The sequence below is a fragment of the Xenorhabdus griffiniae genome, from assembly GCF_001028135.1.
GTDB lineage: Bacteria > Pseudomonadota > Gammaproteobacteria > Enterobacterales > Enterobacteriaceae > Xenorhabdus > Xenorhabdus bakwenae.
The window spans coordinates 41,969-66,070 of record NZ_LDNM01000028.1; the positions used below are offsets into that span (position 1 = coordinate 41,969).

The 24,102-nt window shown below is 44.4% G+C and carries 26 protein-coding genes; 2 read left to right on the top strand and 24 right to left on the bottom strand.

Features of this window, described 5'->3' with window-relative positions:
- Positions 1-2: 2 nt before the first annotated feature.
- Positions 3-1,442, bottom strand: a complete 1,440-nt coding sequence (locus AAY47_RS07630) for a sensor histidine kinase (RefSeq protein ID WP_047768484.1) — start codon at positions 1,440-1,442, stop codon at positions 3-5.
- Positions 1,443-2,100: 658 nt separating this feature from the next.
- A complete protein-coding gene (gene purL, locus AAY47_RS07640; protein WP_047768531.1) occupies positions 2,101-5,988 on the bottom strand; it encodes a phosphoribosylformylglycinamidine synthase in 3,888 nt (1,295 codons plus the stop codon).
- Positions 5,989-6,253: 265 nt separating this feature from the next.
- Between purL and mltF the strand changes: the two genes are divergently transcribed.
- A complete protein-coding gene (gene mltF / locus AAY47_RS07645; RefSeq protein WP_083446710.1) occupies positions 6,254-7,789 on the top strand; it encodes a membrane-bound lytic murein transglycosylase MltF in 1,536 nt (511 codons plus the stop codon).
- Between the two features lie 4 nt (positions 7,790-7,793).
- Here mltF and tadA read toward each other — a convergent pair whose 3' ends face one another.
- The 3 genes from tadA to AAY47_RS07660 all read right to left on the bottom strand — a co-directional run bounded on the left by tadA (position 7,794) and on the right by AAY47_RS07660 (position 10,034).
- Positions 7,794-8,303, bottom strand: coding sequence for a tRNA adenosine(34) deaminase TadA (gene tadA / locus AAY47_RS07650; protein WP_072059758.1), 510 nt, complete (start codon positions 8,301-8,303; stop codon positions 7,794-7,796).
- An 88-nt stretch (positions 8,304-8,391) separates the two neighbouring features.
- Positions 8,392-9,213 carry a DNA-3-methyladenine glycosylase family protein gene (locus AAY47_RS07655; protein WP_235428315.1) on the bottom strand — a complete coding sequence of 274 codons (822 nt, stop codon included), beginning with the start codon at positions 9,211-9,213 and terminating at the stop codon, positions 8,392-8,394.
- Between the two features lie 170 nt (positions 9,214-9,383).
- On the bottom strand, positions 9,384-10,034 hold the full coding sequence (locus AAY47_RS07660; RefSeq protein ID WP_047768488.1) for a hypothetical protein: 651 nt from the start codon (positions 10,032-10,034) through the stop codon (positions 9,384-9,386).
- 250 nt (positions 10,035-10,284) lie between these two features.
- On the opposite strand from AAY47_RS07660, the gene AAY47_RS07665 reads away from it, so the two are divergent.
- Positions 10,285-10,545, top strand: coding sequence for a YfhL family 4Fe-4S dicluster ferredoxin (locus AAY47_RS07665; protein WP_047768490.1), 261 nt, complete (start codon positions 10,285-10,287; stop codon positions 10,543-10,545).
- Between the two features lie 2 nt (positions 10,546-10,547).
- Here AAY47_RS07665 and acpS read toward each other — a convergent pair whose 3' ends face one another.
- The 19 genes from acpS to AAY47_RS07760 form a co-directional block, all read right to left on the bottom strand.
- Positions 10,548-10,928, bottom strand: coding sequence for a holo-ACP synthase (gene acpS, locus AAY47_RS07670; protein WP_047768492.1), 381 nt, complete (start codon positions 10,926-10,928; stop codon positions 10,548-10,550).
- Positions 10,928-11,659 (bottom strand): pyridoxine 5'-phosphate synthase, encoded by a 732-nt coding sequence (gene pdxJ / locus AAY47_RS07675; RefSeq protein WP_047768494.1) that lies wholly within the window; start codon positions 11,657-11,659, stop codon positions 10,928-10,930. Before pdxJ ends, acpS begins: the two co-directional genes overlap by 1 nt.
- A gap of 68 nt (positions 11,660-11,727) precedes the next feature.
- On the bottom strand, positions 11,728-12,465 hold the full coding sequence (gene recO / locus AAY47_RS07680; RefSeq protein ID WP_047768496.1) for a DNA repair protein RecO: 738 nt from the start codon (positions 12,463-12,465) through the stop codon (positions 11,728-11,730).
- Between the two features lie 9 nt (positions 12,466-12,474).
- A complete protein-coding gene (gene era, locus AAY47_RS07685) occupies positions 12,475-13,380 on the bottom strand; it encodes a GTPase Era (RefSeq protein WP_047768499.1) in 906 nt (301 codons plus the stop codon).
- Positions 13,377-14,057, bottom strand: coding sequence for a ribonuclease III (gene rnc / locus AAY47_RS07690; RefSeq protein WP_047768501.1), 681 nt, complete (start codon positions 14,055-14,057; stop codon positions 13,377-13,379). Before rnc ends, era begins: the two co-directional genes overlap by 4 nt.
- A gap of 227 nt (positions 14,058-14,284) precedes the next feature.
- Complete coding sequence (lepB, locus tag AAY47_RS07695; RefSeq protein WP_047768503.1) at positions 14,285-15,256, bottom strand: signal peptidase I; 972 nt, start codon at positions 15,254-15,256, stop codon at positions 14,285-14,287.
- A gap of 22 nt (positions 15,257-15,278) precedes the next feature.
- Entirely contained in the window at positions 15,279-17,075 is a 1,797-nt protein-coding gene (lepA, locus tag AAY47_RS07700) for a translation elongation factor 4 (protein WP_047768505.1), read from the bottom strand.
- A 228-nt stretch (positions 17,076-17,303) separates the two neighbouring features.
- Complete coding sequence (gene rseC / locus AAY47_RS07705; RefSeq protein ID WP_047768507.1) at positions 17,304-17,768, bottom strand: SoxR-reducing system protein RseC; 465 nt, start codon at positions 17,766-17,768, stop codon at positions 17,304-17,306.
- Positions 17,768-18,727 carry a sigma-E factor regulatory protein RseB gene (gene rseB, locus AAY47_RS07710; RefSeq protein WP_047768509.1) on the bottom strand — a complete coding sequence of 320 codons (960 nt, stop codon included), beginning with the start codon at positions 18,725-18,727 and terminating at the stop codon, positions 17,768-17,770. Before rseB ends, rseC begins: the two co-directional genes overlap by 1 nt.
- On the bottom strand, positions 18,727-19,374 hold the full coding sequence (gene rseA / locus AAY47_RS07715; RefSeq protein WP_047768510.1) for an anti-sigma-E factor RseA: 648 nt from the start codon (positions 19,372-19,374) through the stop codon (positions 18,727-18,729). The genes rseB and rseA overlap by 1 nt, the downstream gene beginning before the upstream one ends.
- 45 nt (positions 19,375-19,419) lie before the next feature.
- Entirely contained in the window at positions 19,420-19,995 is a 576-nt protein-coding gene (gene rpoE / locus AAY47_RS07720) for an RNA polymerase sigma factor RpoE (protein ID WP_047768512.1), read from the bottom strand.
- A 278-nt stretch (positions 19,996-20,273) separates the two neighbouring features.
- Complete coding sequence (trmN, locus tag AAY47_RS07725; RefSeq protein WP_047768515.1) at positions 20,274-21,041, bottom strand: tRNA(1)(Val) (adenine(37)-N(6))-methyltransferase TrmN; 768 nt, start codon at positions 21,039-21,041, stop codon at positions 20,274-20,276.
- 218 nt (positions 21,042-21,259) lie between these two features.
- Entirely contained in the window at positions 21,260-21,520 is a 261-nt protein-coding gene (locus AAY47_RS07730) for a pyocin activator PrtN family protein (RefSeq protein ID WP_047768541.1), read from the bottom strand.
- A gap of 102 nt (positions 21,521-21,622) precedes the next feature.
- The gene (locus AAY47_RS07735) at positions 21,623-22,003 is read right to left on the bottom strand and encodes a hypothetical protein (RefSeq protein ID WP_047768516.1); all 381 of its coding nucleotides are present in this window, start codon (positions 22,001-22,003) and stop codon (positions 21,623-21,625) included.
- Positions 22,000-22,290, bottom strand: a complete 291-nt coding sequence (locus AAY47_RS21955) for a hypothetical protein (protein WP_047768518.1) — start codon at positions 22,288-22,290, stop codon at positions 22,000-22,002. The genes AAY47_RS07735 and AAY47_RS21955 overlap by 4 nt, the downstream gene beginning before the upstream one ends.
- The gene (locus AAY47_RS07745) at positions 22,280-22,507 is read right to left on the bottom strand and encodes a hypothetical protein (RefSeq protein ID WP_047768520.1); all 228 of its coding nucleotides are present in this window, start codon (positions 22,505-22,507) and stop codon (positions 22,280-22,282) included. The genes AAY47_RS21955 and AAY47_RS07745 overlap by 11 nt, the downstream gene beginning before the upstream one ends.
- The gene (locus AAY47_RS07750) at positions 22,504-22,848 is read right to left on the bottom strand and encodes a hypothetical protein (RefSeq protein WP_047768522.1); all 345 of its coding nucleotides are present in this window, start codon (positions 22,846-22,848) and stop codon (positions 22,504-22,506) included. The genes AAY47_RS07745 and AAY47_RS07750 overlap by 4 nt, the downstream gene beginning before the upstream one ends.
- Before the next feature lie 12 nt (positions 22,849-22,860).
- Positions 22,861-23,460, bottom strand: coding sequence for a hypothetical protein (locus tag AAY47_RS07755; protein ID WP_053014228.1), 600 nt, complete (start codon positions 23,458-23,460; stop codon positions 22,861-22,863).
- Positions 23,460-24,102: antirepressor (locus tag AAY47_RS07760; RefSeq protein ID WP_047768545.1), on the bottom strand; the 643-nt coding region annotated here is incomplete at its 5' end. The genes AAY47_RS07760 and AAY47_RS07755, both read right to left, overlap by 1 nt.

Sequence of the window (24,102 nt, forward strand, 5' to 3'; positions counted from 1 at the left end):
ATTTAGTCATTCTCTGCGGTTAATGGCAGTTCAATTCGAAAACATACATCAGCAAATTCGGATTCTGCCAGGCAAAGCTCCCCCTGCATTTGTTTAATACAATCTTGCGCGATGCTCAAGCCAAGACCACTTCCTTTAACGGCACCTTTTCGTTGAAGTTTTCCTTGGTAAAATGGCTCAAAGATCATACTTTTCTCTAACTCTGGGATGGGCGTTCCTGTATTGGCAATGTCAATTTGAAGGTTTTTCCCCACTTGCCGACTCGAAATCCAGATGTTACCGGATTCAGCGCCATAGTGCACTGCATTGGAATAGAGATTATCAATCACCCGTGTTAATAAGCCAGGCTCCGCCCAACAATAATCCATATCCAATTGAATTTCTGTATAAATATTTTTTGCCCGTGCCGGCAATTGATGTGAAAGTACGACACTATCCACAATTTCTTTTAGGGAAATAATCTGATGTTCGGCTGCGCCATCGGCTAATTTGCGGTTATATTCCAGTAATTGCTCAATGAGCTGCTGTAAATGCCTGCTACTGCTATCCAGGATACTGACAACTTCTCTCTGGTCTGCCGTCAGAGGCCCTGCAATTTCATCAGCCAACAGCTCCGTTCCTTCACGCATACTTGCCAGAGGGGTTTTCAGTTCATGGGAAATATGGCGTAAAAACTCATGACGCTGAGACTCAAGCCAGGATAAACGCTCACTCAACCAAATAATGCGTTGGGCCAGTGATCGTAACTCCCGTGGTCCTTTAAAGGAATCAATCTGATTTTCCAATGATTGCCCTTCTCCAAGCCGATTGATCATCCGCTCAATGCCTTTTACTGGCCCAATGATCATACGCGTAAACAAGGTTATCAAGAAGGCACTTAACAAGAATAAAATAAGGCTCTGCCAACCGAAAAATTGTCCTTTATCGGCAATGTCTTTTTGCAGCTGTTCACCACGGCTAAAAATAATATTACGGGTTTCCTGTACCAAAAGATTATTGGCCCTGGAGAATTCTTCAAGTAATTTAGACGAAGTTGCTTCTGGTGCCCCATTACTACAAGAGATTTTGCTCAAGCCCGACAGTAATTCATTGAATTTCTTTGTATACTCGGCATTAGCTAACATCGCCATCTGATTACCAAGCATATTCATATACTGCCGATATTGGCGTTGATAAAGCTTTTCTAGCCGACTATCGCCTAATACACAGTATTGGCGGTAACTGCGTTCCATCTCAAGGGCGACGCCAACCATCGCCTCGCTACGGCGGGCATCCACCAGCGTTGAACGATTAATCTCAGCAGCCTGAGTACTAAGCTGATCAAGACTTTGATAAGCCTGATAAGCCAAAACTAAGAGTGGCAATAACACTAACCAGAAAGCCATAACAACCAACTGGCGCAATGAGCGTGGAAATAAACGCCATTTTTTCAAAGAAATCATCTCATAACCTGTAATGACATTGATGCTACAGTGACTTTTCTTTTATTGAAAATGGTCAGAATAATAGTTGAAAACGGCGGATAATTGAAACAATCAGTCATTGAAAGCGATGCGAATGCATACATAAACAGGGTGGGCTGCCATAATGACGGCGGGACAGTAACTTTTTTTACCATCCCGCCAGTGAGGATCCTGCATGTGAACATGTAGGCGGTGCCTCACTCCACGTGTCGCCCTGTGTTTGATAAGGCCCAAAGGCGAATATCATTAAGTTGGACGGTAGGCACCTTACTTTGGCGTCATTCTGAGGCTTATGTGGCATGTTTCCACCCAATTGCGGGCCGACATAACAATGTTGAATGAGCAACTGCCTTGTATTATGCATATTACATGCCAATTTGAAAAGAAATTTTTAACCAATTGATATTGTAAGAAATAAATAAAAATACAGACTTATTGCATTTTCTTATCGGTATTTATTCATTTTTAATAAACATTAGTGTCGCCTATTTATGACACTTTACCCCAGAAAAAAAATTCCCAAACTATATCAATGTATTAAGCGTCTCTTTTTTGAGACATCCAGAAGCATCATTGTCGTGATATAGAGACACGGTAAAAAAATAAAGGCCCTGATGCATTTTCAGGGCCTTTGCTATTAACCTAACTGTTTGCGGGCATTACGGAAAATGCGCATCCACGGACTATCTTCTCCCCATTCTTTAGGATGCCAGGAATTGCTAACAGTACGGTATACCCTTTCAGGATGAGGCATCATCACTGTGACTCGGCCGTCAAGGCTGGTCACAGAAGTAATGCCGTTCACAGAACCATTCGGATTTGCCGGATAGCTTTCTGTCACTGAACCGTAGTTATCCACAAAACGCAATGCGACTTGCTGATGCTTTTCAAGTTCCATCAAACTCAGGTCGTTTCTAAACTCCACCTGCCCTTCACCATGAGCCACTGCGATCGGCAAACGAGAACCGGTCATGTCTTTCAGGAACAATGAAGGGCTGTTTACCACTTCCACTAAGCTAAAGCGGGCTTCATAGCGTTCTGAACGGTTACGGACAAAGCGCGGCCAGTGTTCTGTGCCAGGGATCAATTCATGCAAGTTGGACATCATCTGACACCCGTTACATACACCAAGTGCTAAGGTATCCGGCCTTGCGAAGAAACTCGCAAAATCATCACGTACCCGTGGATTAAACAGAATGGATTTCGCCCAGCCTTCACCGGCACCAAGCACATCCCCATATGAGAAGCCACCACAGGCAACCAATGTTTGGCATTGATCTAATGTGATCCGCCCCGCCAATAAGTCACTCATATGAACATCCACCGCCTCAAAGCCTGCCCGGTGGAATGCCGCCGCCATCTCAACATGGGAATTAACGCCCTGTTCACGCAATACCGCAACGCGCGGACGCACTTGTTTTGCAATATAACAAGCAGCAATATCTTGCGCAGGATTGAAGGTTAATTCCACATTCAAGCCCGGATCATTCACATCCTGTTTTGCCTGATGCTCTTGATCTGCGCACTCAGGGTTATCACGCAGGCGCTGCATTTGCCACGTTGTTTCTGCCCACCATAAGCGCAATGTGCTGCGCTTCTGATGATAAACTTCCATATTGCCACTGGAAATCACAAAATCATCGCCCGCCCGGGCTTTACCCAGATAATGCACACATTCATTTAATCCATAATCTGCCAACAGGTTCTCAATCTGCTCTCTGTCAGTCTCACGAATTTGGATCACCGCCCCCAATTCTTCATTAAATAATGCGGCCAGAATATCTTCATCAAATGCACTGATATCGGCATGCAATCCGCAATGGCCGGCAAAAGCCATTTCAGCCAATGTCACCAATAATCCACCATCCGAACGGTCATGGTAAGCCAGCAATTTTTGTTCTGAAATCAACTGTTGGATCGCATTAAAGAAACCCGCTAATTGTTCGACGCTGCGAACATCTGCGGTTTTATCCCCCAGTTGGCGATAAACCTGCGCCAATGCTGTCCCACCCAGCGCATTCTGCCCTTTACCCAGATCGATTAGCAGCAACGCATTGTCATCTTCAGTAGATAACTCTGGCGTCACGGTACAGCGCACATCTTCTACTCGCGCAAACGCACTGATAACCAATGAAAGTGGTGACGTCATTTCACGCTCTTCCCCATTTTGACGCCAGCGGGTTTTCATTGACATCGAATCCTTACCAACCGGAATGGTCAATCCCAAGGCTGGGCACAGCTCCTCACCCACAGCTTTGACGGCGGCATACAACCCCGCATCTTCACCAGCATGGCCTGATGCCGACATCCAGTTAGCGGATAACTTCACGCGTTTCAGATCCTGGATATAAGCGGAGGCAATATTGGTCAGTGCTTCACCCACCGCCATACGCGCTGATGCTGCAAAATCCAATAATGCAATCGGCGCTCGCTCGCCCATTGACATGGCTTCGCCATAATAGCTGTCCAAACTGGCGGTAGTCACAGCACAATCTGCGACTGGAATTTGCCAGGGGCCAACCATCTGGTCACGGGCAACCATACCGGTTATGGAACGATCCCCTATCGTAATCAGGAATGTTTTTTCCGCCACGGCAGGCAAATGCAAGACACGTTTTACCGCTTCTGCGAGATCAATCCCCTTGCGATCCAAACCTTGCCCTTGAGCTTGCAAAACCTGTACATTTTTCAGCATCTTCGGCGTCTTACCGAGCAACACATCCAGCGGCATATCGATTGGCTGATTATTAAAATGGTTGTCATTCAACAGCAAATGTCGCTCTTCCGTTGCTTCCCCAATCACAGCGTAAGGCGCACGTTCACGACGGCATATTTCTTCAAACAGAGCTAATTGCTCTGGTGCTACCGCCAAAACATAACGTTCCTGGGATTCATTGCACCATAACTGCAATGGACTCATGCCGGGTTCATCGTTAAGAATATTACGTAACTCAAAACGCCCGCCTCGACCGCCATCACTGACCAATTCGGGCATAGCATTTGACAAACCGCCAGCGCCTACATCATGAATAAATAAAATCGGATTTTTATCCCCCAATTGCCAGCAACTGTCGATCACTTCCTGACAACGACGCTCCATCTCCGCATTGTCACGCTGTACAGAGGCAAAATCCAGGTCAGCATCAGACTGACCGGATGTCATTGAAGATGCCGCCCCGCCCCCTAAACCGATATTCATGCTTGGTCCACCCAACACAATCAATTTTGCACCGTCCGAAATCTCCCCTTTCTGGACATGTTCTTCACGGATATTGCCGATCCCGCCTGCCAACATGATGGGCTTGTGATAACCACGCAATTCTGAACTGTTATGGGAACAAATTTTTTCTTCATAGGTTCTGAAATACCCGAGCAATGCCGGACGCCCAAATTCATTATTAAACGCTGCGCCGCCTAATGGGCCTTCCAGCATGATGTCCAATGCACTGACAATGCGATCAGGTTTACCAAAATCCTCTTCCCACGGCTGTTCAAACCCAGGAATTCTCAGGTTTGAAACTGAAAAACCGACCAGCCCGGCTTTCGGTTTGGCTCCTCGTCCGGTTGCACCTTCATCACGAATTTCACCACCGGAACCCGTCGCTGCACCGGGCCAGGGCGAAATGGCGGTCGGATGGTTATGAGTTTCCACTTTCATCAAGATGTGGGCTGGCTCTTGATGATAGTCATAAACCCCGGTTGCAGGATCAGGGAAGAAGCGGCCAACATCAGAACCTTCCATAACCGCTGCGTTATCTTTATAAGCAGAAAGCACGTAATCTGGCGTCTGTTCAAACGTGTTTTTGATCATTTTGAACAAAGATTTGGGTTGAGTCTGGCCATCAATAATCCAATCTGCATTGAAAATTTTGTGGCGACAATGCTCAGAATTTGCCTGGGCAAACATATACAGCTCAACATCCGTTGGATTGCGTCCTAACGCCTGAAAAGCGCTCATCAGATAATCAATTTCATCGATAGCCAGAGCCAGCCCTAATTCAATATTTGCTGATTCCAGTGCGGCCCGTCCCGATTGCAAGATATCAATCTGTTTTAACGGCGCAGGGGGCTGGTGAGAAAACAGGACTTCGGCTTGTTCACACTGAGTGAACACACGTTCCATCATGCGATCGTGCAGTAATGCCGACAACGTTTGCCATTGCCCGTCATCCAGGCCAACACTCTGAATATAATAGGCAATCCCTCTTTCTAAACGGACAACCTGCTTCAGTCCACAATTGTGGGCAATATCTGTCGCTTTCGATGACCAAGGGGATATCGTGCCAGGGCGAGGCGTGACTAATATAAGTTGTCCTTTAGGCTCAAGTTCGGCCAAAGAGGGACCATACTTTAATAGTTTATTTAATTTCTCTCGCTCATCTTCCGTGATGGGGGCATTAACTTCGGCAAAATGCACATATTCTGCATAAATGTCAGTAACTGGGAGATGTTGATCTTGACACTGGGAAAGGAGCTTAGTGATGCGAAATGCCGATAAAGCGGGTGAGCCACGCAGAATTTCCATAATAATAGGTTCTCTCATCTTAGAAGCAAAGCCTGACTGATGCCTCAGGGAAACAGCAAGCATTATAGAGGAATGTTTCCTCTGACGAAACCGTTTGCGCGGTGATTTATCCCCCCAATAATAGACTCAATAAAACGCCAAAATAGGTTTAATAGGGTTGCACATCCCCCTTTTGTTACGCAAAATTCTCGATTACTGGAAATTTAACCATGCTATTATCTTGCACTTCACACGATTACTAATCGTTCTGGAAAGAGATAACTATTTGAATAACATAAAGATAAATTATTTTGTTATCATAATTATCACGCTCCTCTCTGCTGCCATCATCGGCCTGAATATCAATTGGCCCAATAAACAGCAGGAGCAGATAAACAAAATTCTGGCACGAGGAGAGCTACGGGTTAGTACCATCAGCTCTCCTCTGATCTCTCTTAACAACAAAAATGAGCCAACAGGATTCGACTATGAGTTAATCAAGCGGTTTGCCAATTATCTGGGCGTTAAACTGGTGATTAAGTTTCGTCCTAACATTAAGCAACTTTTTGACGACTTGGAAAACGATAAAGCCGATTTCCTGGCTGCCGGGCTTATCTACAATAAAGACAGGCTGAACCAGACACGCACTGGCCCAGCCTATGTTTCAGTCATACAACAACTGGTGTATCGCAAGGGGGCGACACGTCCACATTCGTTTGGTGATTTAAAAGGTAGACTCATCGTCACGGCAGGCTCAGCTCATGTAAGCGAACTGAAAAAGTGGAAAGAAAAGTCTTATCCTGAGTTAACCTGGGAAGAAACACCACACGAGAATACGCAGCAATTGCTCGAACAACTCTCCGAGGGAAAAATCGACTATACCATCAGTGACTCCCTCAGTTTGGCCTTGCAACAGCGCATTCATCCCAATCTGGCAGTTGCTTTTGATGTCAGTGAAGAAAGCCCTTTAACCTGGTATTTAAAACGTAATGGCGATTATAGCCTCTACTCCGCTATGCTCGATTTCTTCAGTATGTTGACTGAAAACGGCATCATGTCGCGGCTACAAGAAAAATATTTCAGCCATGTCGGTTCATTCGATTATTTCGATACCCTTTCATTTATTCGTGCCATCAATACGCTCTTACCAACCTATCAACCCATTTTTCAACAATACGCGGGATCGCTTGATTGGCAATTGGTGGCTGCCATTGCATGGCAAGAATCACATTGGGATCCACAAGCCACTTCACCTACTGGTGTTCGTGGATTGATGATGCTCACACGCCCGACAGCAAAATGGGCTGAAATTCACGATCGGCTGGATCCAGAAGAGAGTGTAAAAGGGGGAATGGCTTATCTGCACTACCTGATGGCGCGTTTGCCAGAAACCATTCCTGAGGATGAGCGCATTTGGTTTGCCCTTGCCGCTTACAACATGGGGTATGGGCACCTTCTTGACGCCCGTAAATTAACCGCGGCACAAAAAGGGAATCCAGACAGCTGGCTGGATGTTAAAACGCGCCTGCCCCTGCTCAGCAAGAAAAGATATTACGCCAATACAACCTATGGCTATGCCCGTGGCTATGAAGCTTATCGTTACGTTGAAAATATTCGGCGTTACTATTTGAGCCTGGAGGGATACCTTAGAGCGAAAGCCAACCGCGAGAAAACGGAAGAGAGTGAAGTGGCAACGGATACCACGACCATCAATACTCCTCAAGCTGAGAATGACAAAATAACCAGCAATAACGCTGGATCTCACGAAAAAGCGTCGGAGAATAAAACACCGACGCCATCTGAAACGACCACTAAACCATAACTGACTATGGCATGTCCTGTTGCTGAGTTTTCAATTTTTTCAATGCTTTATGCTGTTCCCTGCGTTGTTTAAAAAAAGCACTCAACATAGTGGCACACTCTTCCGCCAGCACCCCGCCGGTAATGTCAATTTGGTGATTCATGCCCGGGTGGCGCAAGATATCAATCAGTGAACCCGCTGCTCCCGTTTTCATATCGCTGGCACCATAAACTAACCGTTGTATCCGGCTGTGTACCATCGCACCTGCGCACATGATACAAGGCTCTAAAGTGACATACAGTGTCGTATTCAACAGACGATAATTCTGCAATTGCCTCCCGCCCCGCCGTAACGCAATAATTTCTGCATGAGCGGTAGGATCATGGTCAGTGATTGGATGGTTAAATCCCTCAGCAATCACTTTATTATCGGCCACCAATACAGCACCGACCGGAATTTCCCCCTTTGCCTGTGCTTGCATGGCTAAACCTATCGCCCGACGCATCCAATATTCATCATTAAAATTTTTTGTCACTGCCCATTCTCTTACTTATGAAAATTCCGCCTATTATACTCAATCACCTCAATCTGCCGGTTCAATCTGAATCTCAGCTGGAGTGGTATTAATATCCACTACTGGATTGCTGTTGCCATAAGTGCGCACCTACCAACGCCTTCCAGGGAGAAAAATCTGCCAGCCATTTTTCTGCCTGTTCCGCACTCACTTTGTTTTCCTGGTTGAGCAAATATTGGAGATTACGCCTGACGGCAACATCGCCATGTAGTGAGCCATCCAGGTAACTGAATCCTCGTAATAATGCATAATTCACTGTCCACATGCCAATGCCCTTGATAGCAAGTAAGCTATCCGCCAACCGTTTCACGCCATTTTCTCCTTCTGGAATATTGAGTTCCAATAACCCAGAGTCAATAAGTTGACAAACATGCAATAACGCATTGGCTTTACTCTCAGAAAAACCACACTGACGGAGATCATGCTGGGAATATTGCATCACCTGCTTATAATTCGGGAAACACAGTAACCCAGAAGAGTGCTGGCGCCCCACCGCCTGAATAAAACGCCGCCTGATGGAAATTGCTGCGCTTAAACTAATTTGTTGCCCAATAATCGCCCAACTCAGCGCTTCAAAAGGTGTCGCGGATTGATAAATGCGCAAGCCTGTTTGTCGGTTAACCAATTCGCCAATAACGGGATGATCATGATAGATGGATTCAAATACATCAACCGGTTGTTTCAAACCAAGCATATGGGAGGCTAGCGTCAATAACGCTTCACGTTGTGAAGGACAATCTTTATCACCATCAATATCAAGCTCTATTTTTGCCCTATTCTTTTCTATTGTGATGGTCAAAAGGGCCGGATTTTCATACCAAATAATCCCTTTTTTAATTTGATTATGTTGTACGATCTCAGAAATACCCATTTCATCCCTCTGATGAAAGGCCAAAAAATCGCTCGTGTGATAATTATTGGGTAATATAACTTCCGTTAAACAGCTTGATTTCATTGGGTAGCTCCAGAAGACACGCGAAATGAATATCACTATCTAACAGACTTTACGTTTAGATACAATGACAATTCAACCCATACCGTCTATAAAGAAATATCATCGATTTTATATTTAATTAATTCCTTATTTAATTTTCTTATTTGATATTTTGACGGGCTTAACATCAATAAATAGATACCAATCCCCATCAGTAAAATCATACTTAATATGACAAAAAAGAAATCTAAAGCATTGCTGATGGTATTACTCAAGGCATCAACTTTGAATAAAAATGCTACCAATACAACGAATGCCAATGTGAAAAAATACGTTGAAAATACTCTTTCAAAACAATACGTAAAATAATAATAATAAGAACCAATATTAACTTGCACCACGCCAGAATTTGATACAGTGTATGCTTTCAACTTTTTAAGAATATCCATATATTCCTGGCTCAACCCATCTTGTTTCAGTTTAATAAATAGCTTTCTAAATTTATCAGGTTTTATCTTTGTAACATCAAACATTATTTCAGATGCAATTTGACGTTTAATATATTCTTTACTCAAATCATCTAAATAAACATTATATTCATTGAGGTATTTTATATACTTTATGGCCTTTCTCTCTCTAAACACACACACATCGGCATAAAGCTTCTTTAATACAGACAGAATAATACCAATAAAAGTCCCGATAGATCCCAAAACTTTCACAATATCATTGCCATGTTTTACGATGTATTCAAGCATATTTTTACTCTAATGAATTGAAAACATACTTAAGTATATACCATGATAAATGTACTGGACTGCTTTCTGATGTGTTAATATCTGCCCCAGATAGCTTTTCTTTGCACAATGCATTTAGTTGTAACCATGTTTTTGTAAAATATATTTTTTGTAAATATATTGTATGAGCTAACAAAGGATGGTCTGGAGCAACAAATCAGGAAGAATTAAGTCTGCAATTTAAAAGACTTAATTGATGTAAGAGGTTGAAATGGCACTACTTATTACCAAACGCTGTATCAATTGTGATATGTGTGAACCCGAATGCCCTAATCAGGCCATCACAATGGGCACAGAGATCTACGAAATTGAGCCTGAACGCTGTACCGAGTGTATCGGGCACTACGAAAAACCAACTTGCCAATCCGTCTGCCCGATTACGAATACCATTATCTTTGACCCTAACCATCAGGAAACTGAAGAGCAGTTATGGGATAAGTTTGTGCTTCTACATCATGCTGATAAGATCTGAATTTAATTTTCCAATATCACTGTCGCACAGGCATAACGCCGTTCATCTGCGAGTGTGACATGCATGGATTTTACCCGCAGTTTGTTAGCCAGCACTGCGGCCTCTCCATGAAGTTTCAAAGTGGGTTTTCCCAGTGGATCATTAGTCACTTCAAATTGATTAAAGGCCAGTCCATTGCGGATACCTGTTCCAAACGCTTTAGCTGCCGCTTCCTTGACAGCAAACCGTTTTGCCAGGAAGCGGACAGGCTGATTATGCTGTTGATATTGCTGCCATTCCCTGTCACTCAGAATTCGCCTTGCCAGACGTTCGCCTGAACGCCCGACAATTTCTTCAATGCGGGATATTTCAACAATATCTGTGCCTAATCCAAGAATGGCCATTAACGGCGAGCTTCCCGCAATAAAGTTTTCATATCCGCAACAGCCGCAGATAAGCCACTGAATACAGCACGACCAATAATGGCATGTCCTATATTCAATTCATAAATTTCAGGTAAGGCGGCAATACGCTGCACATTGTGGTAGGTCAAGCCGTGGCCTGCATTGACTTTAAGCCCTTTAGCGGCTGCGTAAGTTGCAGCTTCTCTGATACGCTGAAATTCTTTTTCCTGCTGTACCTCATTCCCTGCATCTGCATACGCACCCGTGTGAATTTCAATAAATGGCGCTCCAACTTCGACAGCAGCATCAATTTGCTGGTGATCCGCATCAATGAACAAAGACACTAAAATCCCCGCCTCTGATAAAATCTTAACCGCCGCAGCAATGTGCGCTTTTTGTCCAGACACAGCCAATCCCCCTTCGGTTGTGACCTCTTGACGCTTTTCAGGGACTAAACAACAGAAAGCAGGTTTGATTTGGCAAGCAATCTCCACCATCTCATCTGTGACCGCCATTTCAAGGTTCATGCGGGTTTGGATTGTATTTTTTAATAATTGAACATCTCTGTCAGTAATATGGCGGCGATCTTCACGTAGGTGAACGGTTATACCATCTGCACCCGCTTGCTCTGCAACAAATGCAGCCTGAACGGGATCAGGGTATTGTGTCCCACGGGCATTACGCAAGGTTGCAATGTGATCAATGTTGATACCTAACAATACCTCAGCCATTTTTAGCTCCTGCAATAATATAAGATTTAATAAAGTCTACACTCTTCATCATGAAAAAGTGGCTTACTTTAGTTTTCATTTTTCTTGTTGGGGTTATCCGTTTTTTTACGTACGAATTGACGAAACAGCTCACGGCTTTTTAATGGTTTCCCCCCCAGATAAGGTTTCAAGGCAATGCGAGTAAAACGCTTCGCTGCTTTCAAGGTTACCTGATCGGGAAATTCACGACTTGCCAATGCCTTGAGTTCATAACCTGTAAAACAGTAATGATCCACAACCAAACTGGCGATAAACCCTTTTTCTTCACGATAACGGTATGTCATGGTATCCGATACCGGTTCACCACTGCCCGCACAGTGAAGATAATCTATCCCGTATCCCATATTGGTGAGTAGCGCTAATTCAAAACGACGCAATGCACATTCTGGTGTGTATTCACTCGCTGCAAGCGCTTGTAAACATTGGAGGTAATCAAAAAAAAGTGCGGGATATGCCGTTCCGTGCTCAAGGAGTCGGGATAAGAGTTCATTCACATACAAACCGCTGTAGAGCACACTTCCCGTTAAGGGGAGAGCCAATGAGACAGGCTCTGCATCTCTTAATGTCTTGATTTCACCCCGCCCACTCCAACGAATAAGCAGCGGGGTGAAAGGTTGCAAGCAACCTTTAAGGTTGGAGCGACGGCTGCGTGCCCCTTTCGCTAAAACACGTACCCGCCCTTCATTTTCAGTAAAAAAATCCAGCAATAAACTGGTTTCACTGTAAGGGCGCCCATGAAGCACAAAGGCTCTCTGCCAGCCGTCCACACATCAGCCTTATAAGTCGTCGATGTAACCGAGGCTACGCAGCGCTCGTTCATCATCAGCCCAACCCGCTTTCACTTTCACCCACAATTCTAGGTGGATTTTCATATCAAACAGCTTTTCCATATCTTGACGGGCTTCCATGCCAATCTTCTTGATTTTGCTTCCTTTATTACCAATCACCATTTTCTTCTGGCCATCGCGCTCTACCAGAATCAAACCGTGGATGGTGTAACCGCCACGTTCATTGGTAACAAATTGCTCAATTTCCACTGTCACGGAATAGGGGAGTTCCTCACCCAAAAAACGCATCAGTTTTTCACGGATGATTTCTGACGCCATAAAACGCTGTGAGCGATCAGTAATGTAATCCTCAGGGAAGTGATGATCCGCCTGGGGCATATGATCACGCACCAGGTTGGCAATGGTATCAACATTCATGCCTTTTTCAGCGCTAATCGGCACAACATCGATAAAATTCATCTGTTGGCTAAGAAAACCGATATGTGGCAGAAGAAGGGTTTTATCCGTCACATTGTCCACTTTATTGATAGCCAGTAAGACGGGACAACGCAAATGACGTAACTTATTCACCACCATTTCATCATCAGGTGTCCAATGCGTACCTTCTACAACAAAAATAACCAGTTCGACATCACCAATGGAGCTGCTCGCCGCACGGTTCATCAGGCGGTTGATCGCCCGCTTTTCTTCAATATGCAGACCCGGTGTATCAACATAGATGGTTTGATAAGCCCCTTCCGTATGGATCCCCATGATGCGATGCCGCGTTGTTTGAGGTTTACGGGAAGTGATGGATACTTTTTGGCCCAATAATTGATTCAATAACGTTGACTTACCAACATTAGGCCGACCGACTATTGCAACGAATCCGCAATAGTTTTTTTCTTCGCTCATTCAAGCTCCAGTTGTTTTAATGCTTGTTCCGCAGCCGCCTGTTCTGCCTTGCGGCGACTGGAACCGACTCCTCTGACAGGTTGTTCAAATCCACTGACCTGACAGTGAATTGTAAATTCCTGATCGTGTGCTTCCCCACGAACCTGAACAACCAGATATGTAGGCAACGGCAGATGGCGCCCTTGCAAATATTCTTGTAAACGTGTTTTAGGATCTTTTTGCTTATCGCCCGGGCTAATTTCATTCAAACGGGTTTCATACCAATTCAGGATAATCTTTTCGACTGTCTGAATATCGCTATCAAGAAAAGTAGCACCAATCAAAGCTTCAATACTATCCGCTAAAATGGATTCGCGACGATGTCCTCCACTCTTTAACTCACCCGGTCCCAAACGCAGGCATTCACCTAACTCAAACTCTCTGGCTAGCTCCGCCAGAGTATTACCACGCACCAATGTTGCCCGCATGCGACTCATGTCCCCTTCATCAACACGGGGAAAACGATGGTAAAGGGCATTAGCAATGACAAAACTCAGGATTGAGTCACCAAGAAATTCCAAACGTTCATTATGCTTACTGCTGGCACTGCGGTGAGTCAACGCTTGAAGCAACAAATCGTGCTGTTTAAAGCTATATCCTAGCTTATGTTGTAACCGGCTCGTTATTATGGGGTTCATGTGCTACCAATTCAGTTAGAATTCATCAAATAAAAGCACACGCAACAAACCTGTGAGGCGATACCCATTCACAATTTATCTTGGGAACATTTTTTGCGATATGCCTTACAAAACTGTTGCGTTTGCACTGGTTCCCGAAGTATTCATCCTCTTCAGGAACCAGTCATCTCGTTTGAAAGAATATTCTACACTGTGAGATAAATTAATGCTGCGCTAATATATAAATATTAGTGAATTCCACCAATTCGACTGAAACGCACGCCAGTAGGCCATTCACCTTCCTGTTTTTCAAAGCTCATCCAAATGGCGGTTGCACGGCCTACCAGATTTTTCTCCGGTACAAATCCCCATGAACGACTATCATCACTATTGTCACGGTTATCACCCATGGCAAAATATTGCCCCTCAGGAACAACCCAAGTCCCCATTGGCAAGCCTTCTTGAGAGAAACCAGGGAAACGTTGTATTACAGGAATGGTCAAAATATGATGCGACACATGACCTAAAGTTTCGACTCTTTCATCCTGGCGAAGAGCGTATGGCCCGACGGGTTCATCGACAGGCACTTGATAAACACCACCTATACGAACGCCTTCTGGTGTCATATTTTCTTTTATTGTCCATTCACTTGGGAACACATTCCGGTAAGTAACAGGTAAATCGCCCTTACATTGTGTATTCCAGCCACAGCCAGGGTAAACCTGAAGCTCTTTATTGACGTAATCGTAAACGATCTTATCCCCAGGCAAACCAATAATGCGTTTTACAAAATCTATGCTTGGGTTCTTCGGATATTTGAAAACCGCAATATCTCCACGTTTAGGCTCGCCAGTCTTAATTAAGGTTGTTTGCGTAATGGGATCTTTTAAACCATAAGCAAATTTTTCAACCAGAATGAAATCCCCGATCAACAATGTCGGCATCATTGAACCAGAAGGGATCTGAAAAGGTTCATAAACGAAAGAACGCAGGATCAACACAATGGCTAACACCGGAAAGACAGAGGCAAGTGTTTCAACCCATGACGGTTTGTTAAGTCCTTTAGCCACAGCTTCCTGAGCTTCTGCGCCTGTCGCCTGTTCCTGAATATGAGCAAGTTTTTTCTTACGTTCAGGTGCGAACTTAAATCGTTCTATGCACCAAAGAATACCGGTAATTAACGTTGCTAACGTTAATATCAAGGCAAAAGTGTTAGCCATTTGAACTCCTTACGACCTTGTGTTAATTATCTTTGCCAACATGCAGAATCGCTAAGAAGGCTTCCTGCGGCAGTTCAACATTTCCGACCTGCTTCATGCGTTTTTTACCTTCTTTCTGTTTCTGCAATAATTTTTTCTTACGACTGACGTCACCACCATAACATTTCGCCAGTACGTTTTTACGTAATTGCTTAACGGTAGAACGCGCAATAATGTGAGTTCCTATGGCAGCCTGAATGGCAATATCAAACTGCTGGCGTGGGATAAGCTCCTTCATTTTTTCCACCAGCTCACGACCACGATATTGAGAATTCTCGCGGTGAGTAATCAATGCCAGAGCATCAACTCGCTCATTGTTAATCAAGACATCCACACGAACCATGTCCGAGTCCTGGAAACGGATGAAATTGTAATCCAACGAGGCGTAGCCACGAGAGGTTGATTTCAAACGGTCAAAGAAATCCAGAACCACTTCAGCCATTGGAATTTCATAAGTCAGTGCAACCTGATTACCGTGATAAACCATATTTGTCTGCACACCGCGTTTTTCTACGCAGAGTGTAATGACGTTACCAAGGTACTCTTTCGGCAACAACATGTGACATTCTGCAATCGGTTCACGCAGCTCCTCAATATTGTTCAATGGCGGCAACTTGGATGGACTATCAACGTAAATAATATCACCACTGGTTGTCTCAACTTCATAAACAACGGTTGGTGCCGTTGTGATCAAATCGAGATCATATTCACGCTCCAGACGTTCCTGAATGATTTCCATGTGCAGCAAGCCGAGGAAACCACAACGGAAACCGAAACCCAATGCAGTGGAACTTTCTGGTTCATAGAATAATGAAGCGTCATTTAAGCTCAATTTACCCAACGCATCACGGAATGATTCATAGTCATCAGAGCTTATTGGGAACAGACCCGCATAAACCTGAGGTTTGACCTTTTTAAAACCAGGGAGTGCTTTTTCCGCAGGCTGACGGGCCGTTGTCAGGGTATCCCCAACGGGTGCCCCCAAAATATCTTTGATGGCACAAACCAACCAGCCCACTTCACCGCAATTCAATATATCACGGTCAATACGTTTCGGTGTGAAGATACCCAGACGATCAGCGTTATATACCTGTCCGGTGCTCATGACCTTAATTTTGTCACCCTTACGCAACGTACCGTTTTTGATGCGGACAAGTGAAACAACACCAAGGTAATTATCAAACCATGAGTCAATAATCAGGGCCTGTAATGGCGCGTCAGGATCGCCTTCCGGTGACGGTATTTCTTTCACCAGACGTTCAATAACATCCTGTACACCTACCCCCGTTTTTGCAGAACAGCGAACAGCATCTGTTGCATCAATACCAACAATGTCTTCGATTTCTTCAGCAACACGCTCTGGTTCGGCAGCTGGGAGGTCAATTTTATTCAGAACCGGAACCACTTCCAGATCCATTTCAATGGCGGTATAGCAGTTAGCCAATGTTTGGGCTTCCACTCCCTGGCCTGCGTCAACAACCAGCAAGGCTCCTTCACAAGCCGCCAGTGAACGGGAAACTTCGTAAGAGAAGTCAACATGCCCCGGCGTATCGATAAAGTTTAATTGGTAAACTTGCCCGTCATTTGCCTTGTAATCAAGTGTGACACTTTGTGCTTTGATCGTGATCCCACGTTCACGTTCCAGATCCATTGAATCCAGTACTTGTGCTGCCATTTCGCGATCAGACAGTCCACCACAGATTTGAATAATCCGGTCAGAGAGCGTGGACTTACCGTGGTCAATGTGGGCGATAATGGAGAAATTTCTTATTTGCTTCATTATTAAATCTTTTTGCCTTAATATTTCTGAATCATTCGCCTATGGACACATTGATGGACATAAAGCGACAGTTTATTGGTTCGGCCACTGGCCTGAAGCGCTGTATTCTACATGCCAAACCCGCGAAAACCAAACCCGTGAAAACTTAGCCATGTCTGTCATTTTCAGTATGCCCCAGTTATTTTCAGTAATGATAAATTAAAATTGAAACTCATAGGGTAAAACAGATTATTCTTGCTGTAGAACCTTAATCGAATCAGGCGGTAAGCCAATTTGTAACACGACAGGCTGGTACGCTTGCAAATTATCCCAATATGCAGCAATTTTGCGGGCAATGAAGAAACCAGCGACTCCACCGCCAATCCCCCCTAAGCAGATCCATAATTGGACAGGCGTCCAAAATTGGAAAAGTACTGCCCCCAAAAACAAACCCAACAAGGGTGTCAAATAAACCAACATAGCTGAACGTAGCAGGCTGCTTTCAGGAATGCCTACTTCCACCTTCTGACCCGGTTGGAGGGGTTGAGAAATTTCCAGTTCCAACTGATGGATGCTTTCTGGCCCTATTTTTTCCAGTAAATAAGAACCACAGGCTGTTTTGGTTTGACAGCTACCGCAGCCTGAAGATGAACCATAACGTAATAATGCCCGGCCTTTGTGCCAACGGATAACCGTTGCCCACTCTTTAACCATCAGTTTTTCCCCGTAATCGTCACACTTGCTGCAATTTGTTCGGCTGTTGAGAAAGGCAGCTCACCAATGACTGTTATGCTGTTTTTGCCTCTGGCCAAAGTATAAACCGTTCTTCTGCCTTGTCGAAATGGTTGTTCATCAACCACCTTTTTATCTGAGTTCACCACATTGACAGAAAAATTAAACAATCCATCACTATACATGATGGATTCTAACCATTCTGTCTCTGATAGTTTCCGACTGTTACGTGAAATTTCTTTGAAGCCGTCAGGCATTTTTCCAACCAGCCAATTGAATTTCAACTTATCAGCCGGAGGAATAAGTAGCATAGGAGGTAGTTTCAAATCAGTAATCACATTCAATTCCGTTTTAATATAGCCATTCACCGTTGATGACACGACACGGAATTGCTCAATGACTGTTTTATTATCCTTATCTAATAGGTCTATCAGCAAAGGGAGATGATTTTTCTCATCAATCAGCAGGTTATAGTTATAGCGGGATTTATCTTTCGATATGATGCGTACAAAATTCACAGGATGATCGCCGACATTCGTGCTGCCTGCATCAATAAAACGATAAAATTTTTGCAATTGAGCAAAATCGGCAAAGATGATCGGCGGAAGATAATCGACGATATAAGCGCCACGGATACTAAATGAGTCTAATCCAGGTTCGTAATAGCTGATTTGGTCACCGCGCTGGATAATCTCTCTACGTGAGCCATCCATTTGGATGATTTGAGCAATAACCTGCCCATCAATAATGGCATGACGGTAACGTAAGGGAATGAGAAATTGCTGTGCTAAGATGATGAAGCCAAGCTCATAATCCAGCGTTTGCACGGACTTACTCATATCCTGTAACAAAGCCTCAGCGTTGTTTTGTTGCGCTGAGGCCTTTAGAGGATTTACCAGGCTACTCGCCAATAAAAAAACGACAACCCAAGTCCGTTTCATCACGGTTGTTGTGACGGTTGTGGCACTTGCGCTTCAGGAACCGGATTAGCCTGAATGACACCATGATTTTTTTCAGAGTGAATGCGCCGGGCGAGTTCATATTGCTGCAACATCGCATCAATTCGCTTATTGCTTTCTCGCACTTGCATACTCAAATCACCACCGAAAGTTTCTTCTTCGGCTGGGGAAGCTAAACCAACTGTTGAGGCTGTCCCCATCACAGGCAATGTGTTAAAAGCGGGTGCCTCAAATTGGTTATCTGTTTCAACACTGCTATTACTATTATACTGCTGGACACCGATAATCACGGTCAGCGATACACAGGCTGCAACACCAATTTGTGCAATTTGGCTCTTCCATGCGCGGATTTTATGCCAGAATGGCATGTTAGCCCATGTTTCAGGTTTTGGCTGAGATTCCAGAACAGCCGCTGGATTAATATGAATGGGTTCTTTTTCAAGCGCCAACGCGACTTGACTTGCAATATCCAAATGCAATACATCCCCCACATCGCCACGCAGCACATCACGCACCAGATGATAGCGTTCCCACTGTTTCTGCATGACCGCATCTTCAGAGACCAAATGAATTACTTCACTATCAAGAGCTTCTCCATCCATTAATGCGGAAAGTTTTTCTCTTTGCATGCCAAAGTACCCTTCAATATTGTTTTGTCCCACTGTTTCCACTATTTATTGTTGGATCAGTGGTTGAACTTTATTATCAATTGCTTCCCTTGCCCGAAAAATTCGTGAACGCACAGTACCTACAGGGCATTCCATGATGTCGGCTATTTCTTCATAGCTCAATCCATCCAATTCCCTCAATGTAATCGCGACTCGCAAATCTTCTGGAAGCGATTCAATAGTGCGGAAAACCACTTCCTTCAATTCTTCAGACAACATTAAGTTCTCAGGGTTCGAAATTTCTTTTAATGAACTTGACGTATCATAATTCTCTGCATCGTTGGCATCCAGATCATTGGATGGTGGACGGCGCCCCTGAGCAACTAAATAATTTTTCGCAGTATTAACGGCAATACGGTACAACCATGTATAAAATGCACTATCACCCCGGAAAGAAGAAAGTGCCCGATAAGTCTTAATAAAAACCTCCTGAGCAACATCGGGAACGTCGCTTTGAGGTACGTAACGAGCAATCAGGCTCGCTACTTTGTGCTGGTATCTCATCACCAGCAAATTAAATGCTTTTTGGTCGCCCTTCTGGACGCGTTCAATCAGCATTTGATCCGTTAACTGCTCGCTCATCCGAGGTTCACTCTCCTGAGGTAAAACTCCACATTTATACTTAAATTAAACCAATATGATGTTCTGATTTCCCGAACAAGCATGACTTTGAGTATCAGTTCACTGTGAAGTTCAACTTTAGTTGTCATTTTGATTACAACCACCTGTTATTTTCGTATTGTATTTTCTAAATCATAGCCACTATTTCACAGGACACGCGATTTTAAACTGAGAAAAAGAAAACCTTTGTTTTATTATACCGAAAAATCCAATCCCCCATCTCAATGGTGCTAACATCGTCAATAATAAAGATAAAAATCCGTTATTAACTGACGAAAGTCGTCTGAATATGTGTCATCTGAGGAACGAATCGTTAATTCACTCACTTGGATGTCCTGTTCTTGCCGTGACAAACCCAATAATAAACGATGCAACGGCTTATCTTGCCTGTCACGAACATTGACGCGGAAATGGGTAAACCACCCCAAATCTGACGCCATTTTTTCAAATTGTTCACCAATTTCATAAGGGAGTACCAGACAAAATAACCCTGTCGGCGTAAGCAATGACCGTACACACGCCAATAACCCCTGATGCGTCAATGACTCCGTATAACGCGCCTGATTGCGAGCTTTGTTTCGACATGCAATAGCAGGCTCAAAGTAGGGAGGATTGCTAACAATCAAATCGTATTGCGCGTTAATTTTCCGCAACGCATTTTGTTGCATATGTTGTCGCACGAAACCGTGAATATCCTGCTGATATACCGTAATGCGGGAAGGCCACGGTGATTGCTGTACATTATCCACAGCCTGCATTGCAGCAAGGCCATCCAGCTCCACCGCATCAATAAAGGTATCTTCTTTTGTACGTTGGGCTATCATCAACGCAATCAAACCACTGCCACATCCAATATCCAGACATCTTTTCCTGTTATATACTGGTGCCCAGGCGCCCAACAACACACCATCCGTCCCGACTTTCATCGCACATTTATCATGTCCAACAAAAAACTGTTTAAATGTAAAACCACCGCGGCGAAAAGCGGGTTTCTGTATCGATGCCATAACCTATTCTGCTGAAATTAGAATTTCTCATAGCATAAATCTTATGGACGATGGATAAAAGTAACCTGCCTATTGGATGCTTTTATAGGATGAAGAATACGACTAACCTGTTTATAATCGCTGTCATTATTTTATTAATCAATAATATATATAACACAGGGGTGCTATTGGGGTGCTGATACTATAGCACCCATATAGTTTTGACGGGTTTTTCTAGCTTATTTTTTAGCCTGCATTCTTTCCACTTCTTTTACGGCCAGCTCTCTTTGTTCGTCAATGTATGCAGCCAGATCATTCACATGAACGATTCTCGGTGATTTTTGACTGTCAGTTAATTTGTATGTAGGAATATTCAGCTTTCCTTCATTTGCTTTGCGTTCCGCAGTTCCGGGACTCATTTTGAGGTATCTTTCTGCTATGGCCGACAAAGGAATTTGCGAAGTTTCAAATTCCGCCATTAACAAGAACGTCGTGTTCATCTTCATTTCTCAACTCCTTTCCGGTATCCTGCCTGCCAGATTGCATCGGTGATATCAGCCGGATCGCCCCATACTGAGGCGATGATTTGTGTGAGGTGTAGGTCAATTGTTGTCATCGCTTGCCGCCTCTCCTTTTGAACACCAAAGTAAAACTTGCTCTACAAAATGCTTGATGTGCCGTCCGTGATAACCTTCGTCAACATGAAACAGAATTGACTTAACAAATTCACTGATATTGTCTATAGCCTCTTTAAAAGCCTGGTTTTCACGTCGTTCTTTTTCTAATGCCTGAGCGGTATAGAACAAAACATGAAGAGGCAGTTTATCCATGTCGTCATCGCTTAGCGGTTCATTTAGATCAGCCACAACCGCTTTTTTCATGTCACGCCAATCATTAGAGCCATCGGTAACTGCGACGGTTAGGCTGTCTGCATGACTCTCATGGATATTAACCAGAATAACGGGGTTTTTAATTTTGCTCATGACCGCTTTCCTCCAAATGCATCACAAACCAAGTTTGCTGCTTTAATAATTTCAATTAATTGCCAGCCCTCCATTTCTAACTGAGCGCCCGAATGTTGACGGGTAATTTCCTTGAGTACAGCCAAAATTAATTCAGACTGGTCAATTTTGGTCATTACTGATTTTTCTCTTTGTTTATCCGTCTTCTTCAACAACCAGTCTGCCCATTCGCGCCCGTCGTCGATGTGGAATGTGGCCTTAACAAGTACATTGTCAATGTCTGCCCTCTGGCGATGCTTATCTGTCACGGTCAGCCTCCTTACAGATGATTTTGTAAGCACGTATCATGTGGTTCGCTTTACCTGTGATCGTGGTCTTTCTGAAAAGCACACCGACGGAAGAAGCCCGAACAGGTGTAGCTAACAGGGCGGCATCAACACAACGATGGTGCTTGCGGCGTTCGGTAATGAAACTGGCAATGATGATTTGCACCGTACTGCCTTTGTCCTGATAGTCGATTTTCATTGAAACATCCCCTTAGCTGCCAGCGTGTCGCCCATGTCATTGATCATGCTTTGCCATATCTCACGCCCGTAGCCTGTCAGGTAGCCATTGACTACGCATTTCTCCATCAGGTTAATGGCGATGACTTCCCATGCTGGGTAATTTTGCTGGAGTACTTCCAGTGCGTAGCTGTCAACCAGCTCACGAATGTCTTTTACCCCATCGACAATAGCGACATTGATTTCTGTTTTGCCGGCCTGCACCGTGAAGTGATCGCCGCCGTTACGGGTCGTTACATCGTGATAGATAGCGGCTGCGTAACTGTTAGCCAGAGCATTAAGACGAAAGTTTTTTGTTATCATGCGAGTCTCCTGTCAATGAATCACCGGCATAGAGTTAAATTCGCCAGACTCTACTGCGTCGATTAAGTCATCGTGCAGGATGGAAAGCCCCTCGCGTCCTTTCTCAGATAACCGGTTGCCGATCTCTGGCGGCATATTGATAAAATCCATGTACATTCTGACTGCCATATCCGCGCCTTCTTCGCTACCGAACTGCTCAAAGGCGACCCCCTCAACATGGGTTGCTAACATCATGCGCTCTGCTAATGGGTATACTGTGATTGCCACTGTACCATTAACGTAGATGGCTGCGGCATCAGTGCCTCCCTTGCCGTTATCAACTTCACGAGTGCCATTTCTGTCTATTTGCTCTTGCACAAATAAGGCTGACACAAGCCACCGCCACAACATCAAACTCTGTTCATTAGTTGGCTCATAAAAGCCCGCTTTCCAGCCATGAGAGATAGCCAGTACCAAATCAAAACCTAACAATAAGTCACGGTCATACTGACCCGCGTCCAACGCCTTTAACGCTTCCGCATAACTGATGATTTCGCTGTTTGCTGCCTCAGTGATGACAATGACGCCATACTTGCCGTAATCAAATGTTGTTTCAGTGTGTTGCTTGCTCATTATTTGCCCTCCGGTGTATAAATGGCTTTGTCGTGGTGGTATTCACCGTTCCATGATTTCTTCATGGGAAGTTCGCCTTTCATGTACAGGGCATACAGGCGGTGACAACCTTTCTCCAGTAATACGGCGGTACGGGTGATAAAGGCGTCCTTTCCGCGAGGGGTTATCTCGTTTTCATCTTCGGTGAGATAGCGATCACGGGCATATGAAGCGACACGCCAGCGTGGTTTTTTCTCCGGATCTTTCTGCTCGTTGTAAAGCCAGTTGCGCTCCATTGCCCACCACATGATTTTGGCGGTATTCACCCCGTTCAGGCCCTTACAGAAAGCGGGAATGGTCATCCCTTTGGTGAAGTATTTCTCCAGGCTATCTACGGTGGCATTCAGGGTTTTATTTTCACCCTCAAGGCGCTCAACGTTCTCGGCATACACGGACAGCATTGAACGTAACTTCGCGGGATTACTGAGTAACTCAGCTTCCGTTGTGATGCTATCGCGACGAGTGAAGTAGAATTCGGTCAGGTCGTCGAAGTAGTTCCACGCTTGGTCAGTTTCCAGCATCTTAGAGTGGTTCGCAGCACCGCGCTCTGTCCAAAGAGTGATGGTGCTTGTGTGTTTATTAACCGCGTCGCTAAAAGATACG

What these genes read in the sequence shown, in the direction of transcription:
- AAY47_RS07630 (WP_047768484.1), bottom strand. Translation starts at nt 1,442, where the DNA reads ATGATTTCTTTGAAAAAATGGCGTTTATTTCCACGCTCATTGCGCCAG.
- purL (WP_047768531.1), bottom strand. Translation starts at nt 5,988, where the DNA reads ATGGAAATTCTGCGTGGCTCACCCGCTTTATCGGCATTTCGCATCACT.
- AAY47_RS07655 (WP_235428315.1), bottom strand. Translation starts at nt 9,213, where the DNA reads ATGGGTATTTCTGAGATCGTACAACATAATCAAATTAAAAAAGGGATT.
- AAY47_RS07660 (WP_047768488.1), bottom strand. Translation starts at nt 10,034, where the DNA reads ATGCTTGAATACATCGTAAAACATGGCAATGATATTGTGAAAGTTTTG.
- AAY47_RS07665 (WP_047768490.1), top strand. Translation starts at nt 10,285, where the DNA reads ATGGCACTACTTATTACCAAACGCTGTATCAATTGTGATATGTGTGAA.
- acpS (WP_047768492.1), bottom strand. Translation starts at nt 10,928, where the DNA reads ATGGCCATTCTTGGATTAGGCACAGATATTGTTGAAATATCCCGCATT.
- pdxJ (WP_047768494.1), bottom strand. Translation starts at nt 11,659, where the DNA reads ATGGCTGAGGTATTGTTAGGTATCAACATTGATCACATTGCAACCTTG.
- era (WP_047768499.1), bottom strand. Translation starts at nt 13,380, where the DNA reads ATGAGCGAAGAAAAAAACTATTGCGGATTCGTTGCAATAGTCGGTCGG.
- rnc (WP_047768501.1), bottom strand. Translation starts at nt 14,057, where the DNA reads ATGAACCCCATAATAACGAGCCGGTTACAACATAAGCTAGGATATAGC.
- lepB (WP_047768503.1), bottom strand. Translation starts at nt 15,256, where the DNA reads ATGGCTAACACTTTTGCCTTGATATTAACGTTAGCAACGTTAATTACC.
- lepA (WP_047768505.1), bottom strand. Translation starts at nt 17,075, where the DNA reads ATGAAGCAAATAAGAAATTTCTCCATTATCGCCCACATTGACCACGGT.
- rseC (WP_047768507.1), bottom strand. Translation starts at nt 17,768, where the DNA reads ATGGTTAAAGAGTGGGCAACGGTTATCCGTTGGCACAAAGGCCGGGCA.
- rseB (WP_047768509.1), bottom strand. Translation starts at nt 18,727, where the DNA reads ATGAAACGGACTTGGGTTGTCGTTTTTTTATTGGCGAGTAGCCTGGTA.
- rseA (WP_047768510.1), bottom strand. Translation starts at nt 19,374, where the DNA reads ATGCAAAGAGAAAAACTTTCCGCATTAATGGATGGAGAAGCTCTTGAT.
- rpoE (WP_047768512.1), bottom strand. Translation starts at nt 19,995, where the DNA reads ATGAGCGAGCAGTTAACGGATCAAATGCTGATTGAACGCGTCCAGAAG.
- trmN (WP_047768515.1), bottom strand. Translation starts at nt 21,041, where the DNA reads ATGGCATCGATACAGAAACCCGCTTTTCGCCGCGGTGGTTTTACATTT.
- AAY47_RS07730 (WP_047768541.1), bottom strand. Translation starts at nt 21,520, where the DNA reads ATGAACACGACGTTCTTGTTAATGGCGGAATTTGAAACTTCGCAAATT.
- AAY47_RS07735 (WP_047768516.1), bottom strand. Translation starts at nt 22,003, where the DNA reads ATGAGCAAAATTAAAAACCCCGTTATTCTGGTTAATATCCATGAGAGT.
- AAY47_RS07745 (WP_047768520.1), bottom strand. Translation starts at nt 22,507, where the DNA reads ATGAAAATCGACTATCAGGACAAAGGCAGTACGGTGCAAATCATCATT.
- AAY47_RS07750 (WP_047768522.1), bottom strand. Translation starts at nt 22,848, where the DNA reads ATGATAACAAAAAACTTTCGTCTTAATGCTCTGGCTAACAGTTACGCA.
- AAY47_RS07755 (WP_053014228.1), bottom strand. Translation starts at nt 23,460, where the DNA reads ATGAGCAAGCAACACACTGAAACAACATTTGATTACGGCAAGTATGGC.